Below are 15959 nucleotides of genomic sequence, written 5' to 3' on the forward strand. Positions count from 1 at the left end.
TCTATTAAACGAATCTATTAAGAATATGTTAATTTTAATTTTTCGCCATTCTACATCCCCATACTTACAAATGAAACTTAGATGAAAGAAATGTGAAATATACCCATCATTTAAGTTAATAAAATGTGTATTTCGCATCAATAAAAGACTCTCTTACTGCTTTGTTTATCTGTTATAATCAAGTGGATTAGAACGTTTATTTGGAATATGGTTGCATTAATTATGTCAAAAAATACCAAACCAGATAGTAGTGATGTGCGTTTCGATAAATGGCTATGGGCTGCCCGGTTTTATAAAACCCGCGCCATTGCCAGAGAAATGATCCAAAGTGGCAAAATTCGCTACAATGACCAACGCACTAAACCCAGTAAAACCGTTGAGTTGGGTGCAACAATAAAAATAAGACAAGGCTTTGATGAAAAGGAAGTGATCGTAAAGCAGCTTTCCGCGCAAAGGAGAGGGGCACCAGAAGCGGCTACCTTGTATGAAGAAACACCAAGTAGTGTTGAAAAGCGTGCACAAAATGATGTCGCGCGTAAACTAAATACATTGTATAACCCCTGCCCCGATAAACGTCCCGACAAGAAACAACGTCGAGAACTATTGCGGATAAAAAATCATTAACTTTAACGTCGAGAATATTATGAGCCAGAAAGATTTATTACACCGTTACCTATTTGAAGATCACCAAGTACGTGGTGAGATTGTACAACTTGAACAAAGCTTTATTGATATTTTAGAAAACCTAAATTATCCAAGACCCGTGCAACGCCTGCTCGGTGAGTTACAAGTTGCAACAAGTCTATTAACAGCAACATTAAAATTTAAAGGCTCTATCACGGTCCAGTTACAAGGTGACGGTCCGGTGACACTTGCGGTTATTAATGGTAACGAAGATCTTGAATTACGTGGAGTGGCTCGCTGGAATGGTTCAGTACCAGACACCAACAATGTAAAAGAACTCATTGGTAAAGGCGTGATGGTTATAACTATCTCACCAGACAAAGGCGAACGTTATCAAGGTATCGTTGAACTTGGTGGCGATACTTTACAAGAGTGTTTAGAAAAATATTTTGAACAATCGGAGCAATTAACAACACGTTTGTGGTTCCGCACAGGTAAAGTTGGCTATAGAAAACAAGCGGCTGGCATGATGTTACAAAAATTACCGGCATCAGACGACAAGAAAAGTTCACCCGAAGATTTTGAACACCTAGTCGCATTAACAGAAACGATTAAAGATGATGAATTATTTAATCTGGATGCAGAAGATGTGTTGGTACGACTTTATCACCAAGAAAAAGTACGCTTATTCGACCCACAAACCGTGTCATTCAAATGTGGTTGTTCACACGAACGTAGTGCAACAGCATTACTTAGCGTAGCAAAAGAAGAGTTACTTGATATTATTGCTGAAAAAGGCCAAATAGAGATGCACTGTGATTATTGCGGTTCGCTTTATGCCTTTAATGCCGGTGATGTAGAAGATATACACGCACCGCAGATTGGCAACCCAGTACATTAAACAAGATGTGAATAAGAGTGTAGCAAATACACCGCAACACATAGTTTAACAATACGATATTTAGTAATAAGGGTGCCGTTAAGTGCGCCCATTACTATTAATAAAATGTAATTTAAACCAAACTTAATTTAATTTAATCTGAAACAATAAATTAAACTCTGTACCCCCAGGAGATACCAATGACAGAAATAAAAAATAAAAATACCGTTATTGGCGCCACTATCGATCTATCGGTATATGGCATCAAGGATGTTGAAGAAATCGTATACAACCCTTCTTACGAACTACTTTTTGCAGAAGAAACAAAAGCGGATCTAGAAGGTTATGAAAAAGGTACCGTGACTGAATCAGGTGCCGTTGCTGTAGACACAGGTATCTTCACTGGTCGTTCGCCAAAAGATAAATATATTGTTCGTGATGATACAACACGCGATACGGTATGGTGGTCAGATCAAGGTAAAAATGATAACAAAGCCATCTCTCAAGACGTCTGGAACGATCTGAAAACACTGGTAACACAGCAACTTTCAACAAAACGTTTATTCGTTGTTGATACTTACTGTGGTGCTAATGCGAATACCCGCATTAAAGTTCGCTTCATCACTGAAGTTGCATGGCAAGCGCATTTCGTTAAGAACATGTTCATCCGTCCAACTGAAGCTGAATTAGCAACTTACGAACCAGATTTCGTGGTTATGAATGGTGCTAAGTGCACAAACCCAGATTGGGAAAAGCACGGCCTAAATTCTGAAAACTTTGTTGCTTTCAATTTAACAGAGAAAATTCAACTTATCGGCGGTACTTGGTACGGCGGCGAAATGAAAAAAGGTATGTTCTCTTACATGAACTACCTATTGCCACTACAAGGTATTGCATCTATGCATTGTTCAGCGAACATCGGTTCTGATGGTGAAACTGCAATCTTCTTTGGTTTATCTGGTACCGGTAAAACAACTTTATCAACCGATCCAAAACGCCAATTAATTGGTGATGACGAACACGGTTGGGATGATGATGGCGTATTCAACTTCGAAGGCGGCTGTTACGCAAAAACAATTAAATTAAGCGCAGAAGCAGAACCAGAAATATTTGGCGCAATTCGTCGTGATGCACTGCTTGAAAACGTAACCGTACTTGACGGTGGCGTAGTTGATTATGACGACGGTTCGAAAACAGAAAATACCCGTGTTTCTTACCCTATCGAGCATATCGAAAATATCGTTAAGCCGATCTCAAAAGGCGGCCACGCGAATAAAGTTATTTTCTTAAGTGCAGATGCATTTGGGGTGTTACCACCCGTATCGAAACTGACGCCAGAACAAACTAAATATCACTTCCTATCAGGTTTCACGGCTAAATTAGCCGGCACCGAGCGTGGTATTACAGAACCAACACCAACATTCTCAGCCTGTTTCGGCGCGGCGTTCTTATCGCTGCATCCAACCAAATACGGCCAAGAGCTTGTTAAACGTATGGAAGCATCGGGCGCACAAGCTTACTTGGTTAATACCGGTTGGAACGGCACAGGTAAACGTATTTCAATTAAAGATACGCGTGCCATCATCGATGCAATTCTTGATGGTTCAATTGAAAAAGTGGAAAGTAAAACTATCCCTTACTTCAATTTAGAAGTACCAACAACGCTACCAGGTTGTGATACTAAGATCCTTGACCCACGTGATACATACGAAGATGCAAATGTATGGGAAGAGAAAGCGGTAGCGCTTGCTAAACGTTTCGTGAGCAACTTCGAGAAGTTCACCGATAACGAAGAAGGCAAAGCACTACTTGCTGCAGGACCACAACTTTAAACTTTATTTAAGTTAACGTTTATAGCGTTTTAAATAATGCACAAAATGCCAGTATCGAGCAATCGACCTGGCATTTTTTATACCTGCAACAACGATAATGAGCTATTGGGCTGCGCTATTGCTATAATTTCCAATCACCCTAATTTAACAAGGTCATCGCATTGGCTATATCAAACTTAATCACCCGAGTCGGCTGGGAAACCTTAGATAAGCGCCTTAAGTTCCTCTGGAAACAAGAACGGCCAAGAGTCACAAAAGTTGTGTCTTGGGCGGCGTCTCTGGGCGACCGCAGTGATAATGCAGATTACAAAGAGAATAAACATTTACTGCGTACCATCGATCGTGAGATCCGCTTTTTAGTTAAACGTCTCGAAGTACTAGAAATAGTCGATTATAGCCCACAGCAAGATGGCACCGTTTATTTTGGCGCCTATGCCGAATTAGAAGATGATAATGGCACTGTGATCCAATGCCGTATTGTCGGCCGTGACGAATTAGACTCAAAGCGCAATTTCGTTACCGTTGATTCCCCAATGGCAAAAGCCCTTATCGGTAAACAAGTTGATGATGAAGCGATAGTGCACACGCCTGCGGGTAGTAAAACTTGGTACATCAACAAGATCCAATACCAACCATTTACAGCGTGATAGTCCGTATTAATGTCATCACCAATCTATTCATTTTAAGGATCCAAAGTGTCTAAATTAGCAACTCTTATCGCGCAAGAAATTAATGCGCATGTCCGCCAAGTTAACGCTGCAATTACCCTACTTGATGATGGGTCGACAGTCCCTTTTATCGCCCGCTATCGTAAAGAAGCCACAGAAGGCTTAGATGATGGTCAATTAAGAACGTTAGAACAACGCCTGACCTACTTACGTGATTTAGAAACACGCCGTGAAACAATTTTAAAAAATATCGCCGAACAAGATAAGTTAACCCCACAGTTAACAGCCGCTATCAATGCAGCAGACACAAAAACACGTTTAGAGGACCTCTACTTACCCTTTAAAACTAAACGCCGTACTAAGGGACAAATAGCCATTGAAGCAGGGCTAACACCATTAGCAGAATCTCTGATTGCTAACCCACAGCAACACCCCCTGCAACTCGCCAAACAATTTGTCACATCAGACGCTAGTTTCGCCGCACCAGAACAAGCATTAGAAGGCGCAAAATTTATCCTGATGGAAAAAGCCAGTGTCGATGCGGAACTTATTGCCAAAGTACGTAACCAGTTACTTGCCTATGCGACACTGGAATCAAAAGAAAATAAAAAGTCAGCCACTGCAGACAGTAAATTTAAAGATTATTTCAGTCACAGTGAAGGGATCAGAAAAATTCCATCACACCGTATGCTCGCCATGTTACGTGGTAAAAATGAAGGTGAATTACAGATTGGCTTAAACGCAGATCCCGAATTTACGGAAAAAAATGCCACCAGTTATTGTGAAGTTATTATCGCCAAACATCTTGGGATCCGGTATCAAAACAAACCCGCCGATGAATGGCTAAAATCGGTGGTTCACAGCAGCTGGAAACAAAAATTACTGAGTCAGCTAGAAACAGAACTAATCGGTAAAATGAAAGAGTCGGCCGAAGTCGAAGCCATTAAAGTATTTGCCGCCAACCTTACGGCATTGTTAATGGCATCGCCAGCGGGACCAAAAGTCACCCTTGGACTAGATCCGGGATTACGCACAGGTTCTAAAATTGCCGTTATTGATGCCACGGGTAAGTTACTCGATCACACCACTATCTATCCACATGTTCCCCAACAGCAATGGCAGCAATCATTATCAACGCTAGCGACATTATGTCAGCGTTATAGTGTTGAGCTAATCAGTATTGGTAACGGCACTGCATCGCGAGAAACAGATAAACTGGTTGCTGAATTAATCAAAGCTAAACCAGCGCTAAAATTACAAAAAATCATGGTCAGCGAAGCGGGTGCATCCGTGTATTCAGCATCCGAATTAGCCGCCAATGAATTTCCCCAACTCGATGTCTCTATTCGTGGCGCGGTATCGATTGCTCGACGTTTACAAGATCCGCTCGCAGAACTGGTAAAAATAGATCCCAAGGCTATTGGTGTTGGTCAATATCAACATGATGTAAACCAAAGCTTATTATCTAAAAAATTAGATATCGTCATTGAAGATTGCGTAAATAAAGTCGGTGTTGATGTTAATCTGGCATCTGCAGCACTACTCTCTCGTGTCGCAGGACTGAATAAAACGATTGCCGAAAATATTGTGAATTACCGCAATGACAATGGCCCGTTTGGCAAACGTAATGAGTTAAAGAAAGTGGCACGCTTAGGGCCTAAAGCATTTGAACAATGCGCGGGTTTCTTACGCATCTTAAATGGTAAAGATCCGTTAGACAGTTCAGGCGTACATCCTGAGTCATACCCTGTCATTAAAGATATTACCCAACGAACAGGCAAAAAGATCACCGAAATAATAGGTAACAGTGAACTGCTTAAATCGCTCAATCCGCAAGATTACACCAATGCTAAATTTGGTCTACCGACTGTTCAGGATATTCTGCAAGAATTAGACAAACCAGGACGCGATCCAAGACCTGAATTCAAAACGGCAACGTTCAAAGATGGTATTGAAAAAATAACTGATTTAAAGCCAGGTATGCAGCTTGAAGGGATCATCAGTAATGTCACTAACTTTGGCGCCTTTGTTGATATCGGTGTCCACCAAGACGGTTTAGTGCACATTTCAGCGTTAACCAATCGCTTTGTTAAAGACCCACACGAGATTGTCAAAGCAGGACAGATTGTAAAAGTTAAAGTCACAGAGATTGATATTGCCAGAAAACGGATTGCACTAACGATGCGGTTAGATGATGAAGTGCCAGTAGCAAGTCATAATACCGCAAGCAATAATAAAATGGGATTTGAGAGCAGTAACAAACCAGCCAAACAATCGCAAACTAAAGGACAACATAAAACAGCAGACAGGAATTCAGGATTTAATAATAGTGCGTTTGCTGACGCCTTTGCTAATGCGAAGAAACGCTAATAGCGAAATAATGCTGTTAATTAAATAATAATGTGGCGGACTAAGTTCGTCACCTTTCACTAATTTCTAATTTCTAATTTCTAATTTCTAATTTCTAATTTCTAATTTTATAAATTGTAGATGAAAAAAAAGGCCGCCTAAGCGACCTTTCTATATATTGTTTAAACTAATCGAAATTAAGCGATTACTTTAGAAACAACACCAGCACCAACAGTACGGCCACCTTCACGGATAGCGAAGCGTAGACCTTCTTCCATCGCGATTGGGTTGATTAGCTCAACAACAAACTTAAGGTTGTCACCAGGCATAACCATTTCAACACCTTCTGGAAGCTCTACAGCACCAGTGATGTCAGTTGTACGGAAGTAGAACTGTGGACGGTAACCTTTAAAGAAAGGAGTGTGACGACCACCCTCTTCTTTAGAAAGTACGTATACTTCAGATTCAAACTTAGTATGTGGAGTGATTGAACCAGGCTTAGCTAGTACTTGACCACGTTCAACATCTTCACGTTTAGTACCACGTAGAAGTGCACCAATGTTCTCACCAGCACGACCTTCGTCAAGCAGTTTACGGAACATTTCAACACCAGTACAAGTAGTAGTTTGAGTATCACGGATACCAATAATTTCTACTGAATCACCAACGTTAACGATACCTTGCTCAACACGACCAGTTACAACAGTACCACGGCCAGAGATTGAGAAAACGTCTTCGATAGGCATAATGAAAGGCATATCGATAGCACGTTCTGGATCAGGGATGTATGAATCTAACGCTTCAGCTAGTTCAAGAATCTTAGCTTCATATTCAGCTTCGCCTTCAAGAGCTTTAAGAGCAGAACCTTGGATAACTGGTAGGTCATCACCTGGGAAGTCATATTCAGAAAGAAGTTCACGAACTTCCATTTCTACTAGTTCAAGTAGTTCTTCATCATCAACCATATCACATTTGTTCATGAATACGATGATGTAAGGAACGCCAACCTGACGAGAAAGTAGGATGTGCTCACGTGTTTGTGGCATAGGACCATCAGTTGCAGCAACAACTAAGATAGCGCCGTCCATTTGAGCAGCACCAGTGATCATGTTTTTAACATAATCGGCATGGCCTGGGCAATCCACGTGTGCATAATGACGTTTTTCTGTATCATACTCTACGTGTGAAGTATTGATCGTGATACCACGTTCTCTTTCTTCAGGAGCATTATCGATTGATGCGAAATCTTGAGCTTCACCACCGAATGCTTTTGCAAGTACATTTGTGATAGCGGCTGTTAGAGTTGTTTTACCATGATCAACGTGACCAATTGTACCTACGTTTACGTGGGTTTTATTACGTACAAATTTTTCTTTAGACACGACGTGTACCTTCTAATTATCAGTTAAGCCTTTATCTTATGATAAAGACTACCAAAGTTAAACTTTATTTCGCTTCAATAATTTTGTCAGCGATGTTTTTAGGTGCTTCATTGTATTCAAGGAATTCCATTGAATACGAAGCGCGGCCCTGTGTAGCTGAACGTAGTGCAGTTGCATAACCGAACATTTCAGACAACGGAACCTTAGCATGAATAATTTTAAGACCTGAGTGGCCATCATCCATACCTTCGATCATGCCGCGACGACGGCTTACGTCACCAACAACATCACCCATCCACCCCTCAGGAGTGGTAATTTCGACTTTCATCATTGGCTCAAGCAAGGCTGGATTTGCATCCAATGCGCCCTGTCTGCAACCAAAAGAACCCGCGACCTTGAATGCCATTTCATTGGAATCAACGTCGTGAAATGAACCACCGTAGAGTGTAACACGAACATCCATGATAGGATATCCTGCTAACACGCCCTGATCCATCTGTTCTTTACAACCTTTTTCTACCGCTGGGATGAATTCGCTAGGAACCTCACCATCAACGATTGCATTCACAAATTCAAAACCAGCGCCCGCTTCAAGCGGTTCCAGTCTCAGCAGAACATGACCATATTGACCACGTCCACCTAACTCGCGAATGAATTTACCTTCTGCTTCAACTGAATCACGAATTGATTCACGATATGCAACCTGAGGCTTACCAACGTTGCATTCAACGTTAAACTCACGACGCATACGGTCAACAATAATGTCCAGATGAAGTTCACCCATACCAGATATCAATGTTTGCGCTGACTCTTCGTCAGTTTCAACACGGAATGATGGATCTTCAGCCGCTAATTTACTTAGCGCGATAGCCATCTTATCTTGGTCGGCTACTGTTTTAGGCTCCACAGCAATTTGGATAACCGGTTCCGGAAAATCCATACGCTCAAGAATTACTTTATGCTTAATATCACAAAGCGTATCACCAGTAGTGACATCCTTAAGACCAATTGCCGCAGCGATATCGCCGGCACGTATTTCTTTCAATTCTTGACGATCATTGGCATGCATTTGCACAATACGACCTAAACGTTCACGCTTCTGCTTAACAGAATTATAAACGCCATCGCCCGTATTGACCACTCCAGAATACACCCGTAGGAACGTAAGCGTACCTACAAATGGGTCGGTCGCGATCTTAAAGGCTAATGCAGCAAAGGGAGCGTCATCACTTGATAAACAAGTAATTTCGTTCTCATTCTCATCAATACCATTGATATCTTTCACTTCCGTTGGGCTAGGAAGAAATTCAACTACTGCGTCAAGTACCGCTTGTACACCTTTATTTTTAAAGGCAGAACCACAAGTCGCAAGTACGATCTCGTTGTTCAGCGTACGTTGACGTAAACCAGCTTTAATTTCTTCTTCAGATAATTCACCTTCTTCAAGGTATTTATCCATAAGCTCATCGTTAGCTTCGGCGGCAGCCTCAACCAATTCTTCATGTAATTCTTCTGCACGCTCAAGTAGATCAGCAGGAATATCGCCATAACTAAATGACATACCTTGATCTGCTTCATTCCAGCTAATTGATTTCATCTTAATTAGATCAATTACGCCTTCAAATTCATCTTCCGCACCAATGTTTAACTGGATAGGAACACAAGTCGCGCCCAGACGATTACGAATTTGGTCAATGACAGCTTCAAAATCAGCACCAGTACGATCCATCTTATTAACGAATACAATACGGGGTACTTGATATTTATTAGCTTGACGCCAAACCGTTTCAGATTGTGGTTCAACACCTGATGCACCACAAAACACAACAATTGCGCCATCAAGGACTCGCAAAGAACGTTCTACTTCAATCGTGAAGTCAACGTGTCCCGGAGTATCAATGATGTTGATACGGTGCTGCTTAAATTGCGCATCCATACCTTTCCACATTGCTGTTGTCGCAGCAGAAGTAATGGTAATACCACGCTCCTGCTCCTGTTCCATCCAATCCATAGTGGCTGCGCCATCATGAACTTCACCCATCTTATGTGAAAGACCAGTATAGAACAGAATTCGTTCTGTAGTTGTAGTTTTACCCGCATCAACGTGAGCACAAATACCAATGTTTCGGTAGAGCTCGATCGGAGTTGTACGTGCCACAATAAATCCCTTACTAGGAAACCTAGACAGAAAGTAATTGACGCAGATTTACAATCTGCGTCCAAAAATTACCAGCGATAGTGAGCAAATGCTTTATTCGCGTCAGCCATACGGTGAACGTCTTCACGTTTCTTAACCGCAGAACCTTTGTTTTCAGCAGCGTCGAATAGCTCTCCAGCTAGACGAGCAGCCATTGATTTTTCACCACGTTTACGTGCTGCTTCAACTAACCAACGCATAGCTAGTGCATTACGACGAGAAGGACGAACTTCTACAGGCACTTGGTAAGTTGAACCACCAACACGGCGAGATTTAACCTCAACCGATGGACGAACGTTATCTAGAGCCATTTCGAAAAGCTCTAGGTGTGTTTTATCTTCACTTTTAGTAGAGATAGTTTCTAGCGCACCATATACAATCGCTTCTGAAGTAGATTTTTTACCGTCTACCATTACGATGTTGATGAATTTTGCTAGGATTTCTGATCCGAATTTTGGATCTGCTAAAATTTCTCTTTTAGCTACGACGCGACGTCTTGGCATCTCTTATTCCTCGTTGTGCTTCAGGTATTACCCAAAACTAATAAATAGTTAACAGTTTGCTTGGCCTTACTAAACGAAGAATTATTAATTCTTTGGACGTTTAGTACCATATTTAGAACGACCTTTACGACGGTCGCTAACACCAGCTGTATCTAACGCACCACGAACTGTATGGTAACGAACACCCGGTAAATCTTTAACACGACCACCGCGGATTAAGATCACGCTATGCTCTTGCAGATTATGGCCTTCACCACCGATGTATGAAGTAACTTCATAACCGTTAGTTAGACGAACACGAGCTACTTTACGTAGAGCCGAGTTAGGTTTTTTAGGAGTAGTAGTGTATACGCGAGTACAAACACCACGACGTTGTGGACAAGCTTCAAGAGCAGGAACGTTAGTTTTTGTAACGTTTCTTACGCGAGGCTTGCGTACTAATTGGTTAGTAGTTGCCATTTAAAATAGCTCCGTTGAGTTTTTTACGTGTGAAAAATCATCCCTAATATAGGGACGCAGAATTTTAGTCATTGCGCCTTTAGCTGTCAAGCATAACAACACTATTATTGAAAATAAATTAGTTTATTTGCCAATAAATCGTCAATAAACTGCTTTTACAACACTACTAGATAAAAACTTACCCGTAGTTTATAGGGTCACAATGAAAATTCGTACAGATCAGGCTTATTTAGTTCCAAGTCTGAATTTGTAAATGCGACACAGTAAGGTTAACAAACTCTAGGTAGCTAACCTGCTGACCTAAAATACATTTTAACCCTCTTGCATCCAGATCTTCAGTCAAAGTGTAAACACTTATCTTTGGTTGGAGATCTTGAAGTATTTTAGCATATTTATGCTGTGATGCCGTAATGACGACAGCGTCTTGAATAAAGAGCAGTGCATCACCATCGTTGAGATAGGCGAGGCTATCAATAAATGTGTTTCGTGAGAACGGTGACGATTTAATAATATGAAGCATAATGTTATCACCCATCAAAAATTCAAAATAATAGCATGCTGACGTATACGCTGATTAATTTCTGGCTGCGCTAAACGCTCGACGTCTATAACCAAGTCGATATCGCTAATACCACGCTCTAACAGCGAGTCTGCGCACACATAAATATTTTCAATATCATATAGCTCAAACATAGCAAATGTAGGCGAAAAATCACGACAAGCGATACCCTGAGGCTTTTGTTTACTCACTAATTGATAAACACCATCACCAATAAAAAAGACGCTTAAATCTTCAGTAAGCGCCGAAGTAGCTAGAATGGCATCTTGAGTTTCTCTCGCAAGGCTAGTGCCATGCGGAACTTGACGAGTAACGAACGCGGCTCTCAACATTTTTCCAACCAAATATAGATAATTAAAACTGAATAACCCGATCAGCAGTCACAATCGACACTGCTAATTGACCTAGTCCTGTTAATTGAAATGGTAATTCAAGATTAAAGTTACTCTTGCCAGCTTTATCGGCTTCGCTTTGATCAATCACACCACGCCGTAACGCTGCACCTGAACATATATCTAAATCAAATTTGTGTTCACGTGCTAACACTAACCAGGCCTGATAAAGATCGAACTCATCAGCTGCTGGTGAGGTCAGTGTCGAACCATTAAGCACGCCATCATTATAGAAAAATACACGCTGAATAGTATGACCAAGTTCAATCGCAGATTTAACGTAATGATAGGCGCTTAAAGCGTCTTGGCTACCATATGCAGGCCCAGTAACGAGTACTGCAATAGTGACAGGTTTAGACATAGATAGACCTAATTAAAGAGTATATGCGATAGCTTCTACTTCAACTAATACATCTTTCGGTAAACGCGCAACTTCAACACATGAACGTGCAGGCGCATTTTCAGGGAAATAACGTGCGTATACTTCATTAAAAGCAACAAAATCATTCATATCACTTAAGAAACATGTGGTTTTAATTACTGTATCTGCACTGGCATTTGCCGCTTTTAATACCGCCATCAGATTTTCCATCACAAGTTCGGCTTGTTCTTTAATGCCGCCTTCAATGATTTCCATCGTTTCTGGTACTAATGGGATCTGTCCTGACGTAAAAACCATATTACCAAGTTGATTAGCTTGTGAGTACGGACCAATAGCAGCAGGTGCATTCGTTGTCGAAATGATTTTTTTACTCATTGTAAGTTCCATAAATTATTAATGCTCTCATAATCAGAGCGAGTATATTGCAATATCTACAGCCATTATATTTAATAATACGCGTAATAAGCAAACGTAGAGCAACGAATAGTTTAAACTTTATAAAATTATTTACATAAAATTAATTTGATTAGTGCTTTCTGTGTAATTTATTTTAAGTTAAAATCGCCAATTGTGTTTAGTGAATGAGAAAGTTAAGACATGCTCAATGCAAAGAGCAGTTCCTCCCTCACTCTCATCATTCAAACTAGTAAGGCCTCATAACAATTAATATGAGGCTTTTTTTAGAGCATTCTGATAATCAGGGCACAAAAATGGCAAATCCGTTATTTAGAAAACATATAGTATCTATCAATGATATCTCACGTAATGAGCTAGAACTTATTGTTAAAACTGCGGCAAAACTAAAAAAACAGCCACAGCCCGAACTGTTAAAAAACAAAGTAATTGCGAGCTGTTTCTTTGAAGCATCAACACGAACACGATTATCATTCGAAACTGCTATCCAACGATTAGGGGGGACAGTTATTGGCTTCGATAATGCGAGTAACACCTCTCTGGCTAAAAAAGGCGAAACACTTGCAGATTCTATTAGTGTAATTTCAAGCTACGTTGATGCGTTTGTCATGCGCCACCCTCAAGAAGGGGCGGCAAGGTTAGCATCAGAATTCTCCAATGTGCCCGTTATTAACGGTGGTGATGGTTCTAATCAACACCCAACGCAAACATTACTTGATCTGTTTTCAATTTATGAAACACAAGGCCGCTTAGATAACTTAAATATTGCATTGGTGGGTGATCTTAAATACGGCCGAACAGTTCACTCTTTAGCACAAGCCCTGGCTAAGTTCAGTGGCTGTAAATTCTATTTCATTGCACCGGATGCATTAGCAATGCCTGAATATATCTGTAATGAGCTTGATGAACACAATGTCAGCTATGCCTGTTATAACTCGATTGAAGAAGTCGTGCCTGAAATCGACGTGTTGTACATGACTCGCGTACAAAAAGAACGTTTTGATGAAACCGAATATCAACACATGAAAGCTGGGTTTATTTTATCTGCCAGTTCATTAAAACATGCGAAAGATAATTTAAAAGTACTTCATCCATTACCACGCGTTGATGAGATCGCTGTCGATGTGGATAAAACGCCATACGCTTATTACTTTCAGCAAGCTGAAAATGGCGTTTATGCACGTGAAGCATTACTAGCACTTGTATTGAATGAAACAATCGAAGGATAAGATAATGAAAAGCAATCATATGCAAGTAGAGGCTATCTGTAATGGCTATGTTATCGATCACATTCCATCGGGACAAGGTGTTAAGATCCTAAGACTATTCAGTCTTACGGACACTAAGCAGCGTGTTACAGTTGGTTTCAACCTGCCCAGTCATGATGGTACAACCAAAGACTTAATTAAAGTTGAAAACACTGAAATAACAAAGTCACAAGCGAACCAATTAGCACTGCTAGCACCAAATGCAACAATTAATATAATTGAAAATTTTAAGGTGACAGATAAGCATTCGTTAGCATTGCCAAAAGAAGTTGAAAATGTGTTCCCATGCCCAAATTCAAATTGTATTACGCATGGAGAACCCGTTACTTCATCTTTTACCATTAAAATGATCAAAGGTAATATCGGTCTAAAATGTAAGTATTGTGAAAAAACATTCTCAAAAGAAATTGTAACTGCACAAGTTTAGTTCCAATGAACTCAGAGCTGCTTACCATTCATGCAGCTCTGCCATGCTCTCTCAGAGCCTTATTTTTTTTCTACGTTAAAACACGCTTCTAACTCAGCGTTTATTTCTGCAAAGCCTTTTTTTCTTAATAATTCAATATTACGCTCTGGGATCTCTTCTGGATTTGGGAATACTCTTAATACACGCGCCATCTCATCTTCGCGAATAATGTGAAGAATTGGATAAGGAGAGCGGTTAGTAAAGTTAGCAGCATCTTGCATTGTCGTATCATCAAAACGATATTTAGGATGCATGTGGGCTAATTGATAAACACCTTCGTAGTCCTGCATTTCCAATAAATCGTTCGCATAATCAATTAAATCGAGAAAAGCATCAAAGTTACCGCTCAGTTTTGGCACAACAACTAATGTGGTCGCAATATCTTTATTCGTATCCAAACGAATAAACTCAGCATTAACGTATTCTAATAACTCAGTTAAATCAGTCACATCAAGTACTGTGCAATGAATTGTTTTTCGTTCTAATTCTTTTTTCGCAAAAGGACAAATATTGTACTTAACAATGATCTCTTTCACCCACTTGAGAGTCTGTAATTTAATTATCTCATGGTTATCAGTCATATAACGATCCTAAACATCTAAATTTAAAGAGTTAAACACAGCAAGTGTGATTACCTCTAAGTGGTGAAAGTATATTTGAATAGATTTTAGCTTTAATAGCTAATAATTTACAGATATAAAAAAAGCCGATATCAATGATATCGGCTTTTTTCGTTCAAGACAGCGTCTTGAATCTAATTTGACGTTTGGCGATGCCCTACTCTCACATGGGGAAACCCCACACTACCATCGGCGTTATTACGTTTCACTACTGAGTTCGGAATGGGATCAGGTGGTACCGCAACACTATGGTCACCAAACAAATTCTTCGAGTCTTACGAATTATCTGCTCTTATTCAAAGCTACGCTTTGAATTTAATTTGGCGCTTGGCGATGCCCTACTCTCACATGGGGAAACCCCACACTACCATCGGCGTTATTACGTTTCACTACTGAGTTCGGAATGGAGTCAGGTGGTACCGCAACACTATGGTCACCAAGCAAATCTGGTTTGCTTTCTATAAGAAAAATTAATTTCTATTGTAAATCTGAAAAGCTATAAATAAAGAAGTCTTTAAAACCTAAAGTGTTCTGTCTATTCTTAAGTCAAATTTCAATTAATCATACTTTAATTTGTATGGTTAAGCCTCACGGGTAATTAGTACAAGTTAGCTCAATGCCTCACAGCACTTACACACCTTGCCTATCAACGTTGTAGTCTCCAACGGCCCTTCAGGGAGCTTAAAGCTCCAGTGAGAACTCATCTCGAGGCCTGCTTCCCGCTTAGATGCTTTCAGCGGTTATCAGTTCCGAACTTAGCTACCGGGCAATGCCATTGGCATGACAACCCGAACACCAGTGGTTCGTCCACTCCGGTCCTCTCGTACTAGGAGCAGCTCCTCTCAATTCTCAAACGCCCACGGCAGATAGGGACCGAACTGTCTCACGACGTTCTAAACCCAGCTCGCGTACCACTTTAAATGGCGAACAGCCATACCCTTGGGACCAACTTCAGCCCCAGGAT

The 15959-nt window shown here is 40.6% G+C and carries 16 protein-coding genes and 3 rRNA genes; 7 read left to right on the plus strand and 12 right to left on the minus strand.

The features are described 5' to 3' along the window. Positions 1-207 precede the first annotated feature (207 nt). The 5 genes from hslR (at position 208) to PE36_RS18805 (ending at position 6374) form a co-directional block, all read left to right on the plus strand. Entirely contained in the window at positions 208-624 is a 417-nt protein-coding gene (hslR, locus tag PE36_RS18785; protein ID WP_006033654.1) for a ribosome-associated heat shock protein Hsp15, read from the plus strand. A gap of 19 nt (positions 625-643) precedes the next feature. Continuing rightward, positions 644-1525 (plus strand): Hsp33 family molecular chaperone HslO, encoded by an 882-nt coding sequence (hslO, locus tag PE36_RS18790; protein WP_006033655.1) that lies wholly within the window; start codon positions 644-646, stop codon positions 1523-1525. A gap of 179 nt (positions 1526-1704) precedes the next feature. After that, on the plus strand, positions 1705-3336 hold the full coding sequence (gene pckA, locus PE36_RS18795; RefSeq protein ID WP_006033656.1) for a phosphoenolpyruvate carboxykinase (ATP): 1632 nt from the start codon (positions 1705-1707) through the stop codon (positions 3334-3336). A gap of 161 nt (positions 3337-3497) precedes the next feature. Next, on the plus strand, positions 3498-3983 hold the full coding sequence (greB, locus tag PE36_RS18800; protein ID WP_006033657.1) for a transcription elongation factor GreB: 486 nt from the start codon (positions 3498-3500) through the stop codon (positions 3981-3983). Between the two features lie 48 nt (positions 3984-4031). Beyond that, positions 4032-6374 (plus strand): Tex family protein, encoded by a 2343-nt coding sequence (locus PE36_RS18805; RefSeq protein ID WP_006033658.1) that lies wholly within the window; start codon positions 4032-4034, stop codon positions 6372-6374. Between the two features lie 176 nt (positions 6375-6550). Here the strand turns inward: PE36_RS18805 and tuf are convergent, their stop codons facing one another. The 8 genes from tuf to PE36_RS18845 all read right to left on the minus strand — a co-directional run bounded on the left by tuf (position 6551) and on the right by PE36_RS18845 (position 12602). Then, positions 6551-7735 (minus strand): elongation factor Tu, encoded by a 1185-nt coding sequence (gene tuf / locus PE36_RS18810; protein WP_006033659.1) that lies wholly within the window; start codon positions 7733-7735, stop codon positions 6551-6553. Between the two features lie 64 nt (positions 7736-7799). Beyond that, complete coding sequence (fusA, locus tag PE36_RS18815) at positions 7800-9893, minus strand: elongation factor G (RefSeq protein WP_006033660.1); 2094 nt, start codon at positions 9891-9893, stop codon at positions 7800-7802. Positions 9894-9961: 68 nt separating this feature from the next. Then, complete coding sequence (gene rpsG, locus PE36_RS18820; RefSeq protein ID WP_006033661.1) at positions 9962-10435, minus strand: 30S ribosomal protein S7; 474 nt, start codon at positions 10433-10435, stop codon at positions 9962-9964. Between the two features lie 84 nt (positions 10436-10519). Continuing rightward, the gene (gene rpsL / locus PE36_RS18825) at positions 10520-10894 is read right to left on the minus strand and encodes a 30S ribosomal protein S12 (RefSeq protein ID WP_006033662.1); all 375 of its coding nucleotides are present in this window, start codon (positions 10892-10894) and stop codon (positions 10520-10522) included. Positions 10895-11123: 229 nt separating this feature from the next. After that, positions 11124-11414, minus strand: coding sequence for a sulfurtransferase complex subunit TusB (tusB, locus tag PE36_RS18830; protein ID WP_043994814.1), 291 nt, complete (start codon positions 11412-11414; stop codon positions 11124-11126). 14 nt (positions 11415-11428) lie between these two features. Beyond that, positions 11429-11785 (minus strand): sulfurtransferase complex subunit TusC, encoded by a 357-nt coding sequence (tusC, locus tag PE36_RS18835; RefSeq protein WP_006033664.1) that lies wholly within the window; start codon positions 11783-11785, stop codon positions 11429-11431. A gap of 22 nt (positions 11786-11807) precedes the next feature. Continuing rightward, entirely contained in the window at positions 11808-12206 is a 399-nt protein-coding gene (tusD, locus tag PE36_RS18840; protein ID WP_006033665.1) for a sulfurtransferase complex subunit TusD, read from the minus strand. Between the two features lie 12 nt (positions 12207-12218). Beyond that, positions 12219-12602: a RidA family protein gene (locus PE36_RS18845; RefSeq protein WP_043994812.1), complete on the minus strand. Its 384-nt coding sequence runs from the start codon at positions 12600-12602 to the stop codon at positions 12219-12221. Positions 12603-12937: 335 nt separating this feature from the next. Here PE36_RS18845 and pyrB point away from each other — a divergent pair, with 335 nt between their 5' ends. Both pyrB and pyrI read left to right on the plus strand, forming a co-directional pair. Continuing rightward, entirely contained in the window at positions 12938-13870 is a 933-nt protein-coding gene (gene pyrB, locus PE36_RS18850; RefSeq protein ID WP_006033667.1) for an aspartate carbamoyltransferase, read from the plus strand. A 4-nt stretch (positions 13871-13874) separates the two neighbouring features. Next, positions 13875-14336: an aspartate carbamoyltransferase regulatory subunit gene (pyrI, locus tag PE36_RS18855; protein WP_006033668.1), complete on the plus strand. Its 462-nt coding sequence runs from the start codon at positions 13875-13877 to the stop codon at positions 14334-14336. Positions 14337-14395: 59 nt separating this feature from the next. On the opposite strand, the gene PE36_RS18860 is transcribed toward pyrI, so the two are convergent. The 4 genes from PE36_RS18860 to PE36_RS18875 all read right to left on the minus strand — a co-directional run. Continuing rightward, positions 14396-14956 (minus strand): DUF1415 domain-containing protein, encoded by a 561-nt coding sequence (locus tag PE36_RS18860; protein WP_006033669.1) that lies wholly within the window; start codon positions 14954-14956, stop codon positions 14396-14398. A gap of 183 nt (positions 14957-15139) precedes the next feature. After that, a 5S ribosomal RNA gene (gene rrf / locus PE36_RS18865) occupies positions 15140-15255 on the minus strand. Positions 15256-15320: 65 nt separating this feature from the next. Next, a 5S ribosomal RNA gene (gene rrf, locus PE36_RS18870) occupies positions 15321-15436 on the minus strand. A 136-nt stretch (positions 15437-15572) separates the two neighbouring features. Next, positions 15573-15959, minus strand: a 23S ribosomal RNA gene (locus PE36_RS18875); the annotation flags it as partial.

The organism is Moritella sp. PE36, from assembly GCF_000170855.1.
Classification (GTDB): domain Bacteria; phylum Pseudomonadota; class Gammaproteobacteria; order Enterobacterales; family Moritellaceae; genus Moritella.

Excerpts from the sequence above, each read along its gene's own strand:
- hslR (WP_006033654.1), top strand. The coding sequence starts at position 208 with ATGGTTGCATTAATTATGTCAAAAAATACCAAACCAGATAGTAGTGAT.
- pyrB (WP_006033667.1), top strand. The coding sequence starts at position 12,938 with ATGGCAAATCCGTTATTTAGAAAACATATAGTATCTATCAATGATATC.
- pckA (WP_006033656.1), top strand. The coding sequence starts at position 1,705 with ATGACAGAAATAAAAAATAAAAATACCGTTATTGGCGCCACTATCGAT.
- PE36_RS18845 (WP_043994812.1), bottom strand. The coding sequence starts at position 12,602 with ATGAGTAAAAAAATCATTTCGACAACGAATGCACCTGCTGCTATTGGT.
- tusC (WP_006033664.1), bottom strand. The coding sequence starts at position 11,785 with ATGTTGAGAGCCGCGTTCGTTACTCGTCAAGTTCCGCATGGCACTAGC.
- pyrI (WP_006033668.1), top strand. The coding sequence starts at position 13,875 with ATGAAAAGCAATCATATGCAAGTAGAGGCTATCTGTAATGGCTATGTT.
- hslO (WP_006033655.1), top strand. The coding sequence starts at position 644 with ATGAGCCAGAAAGATTTATTACACCGTTACCTATTTGAAGATCACCAA.
- PE36_RS18860 (WP_006033669.1), bottom strand. The coding sequence starts at position 14,956 with ATGACTGATAACCATGAGATAATTAAATTACAGACTCTCAAGTGGGTG.
- rpsG (WP_006033661.1), bottom strand. The coding sequence starts at position 10,435 with ATGCCAAGACGTCGCGTCGTAGCTAAAAGAGAAATTTTAGCAGATCCA.
- rpsL (WP_006033662.1), bottom strand. The coding sequence starts at position 10,894 with ATGGCAACTACTAACCAATTAGTACGCAAGCCTCGCGTAAGAAACGTT.
- tusD (WP_006033665.1), bottom strand. The coding sequence starts at position 12,206 with ATGTCTAAACCTGTCACTATTGCAGTACTCGTTACTGGGCCTGCATAT.
- tusB (WP_043994814.1), bottom strand. The coding sequence starts at position 11,414 with ATGCTTCATATTATTAAATCGTCACCGTTCTCACGAAACACATTTATT.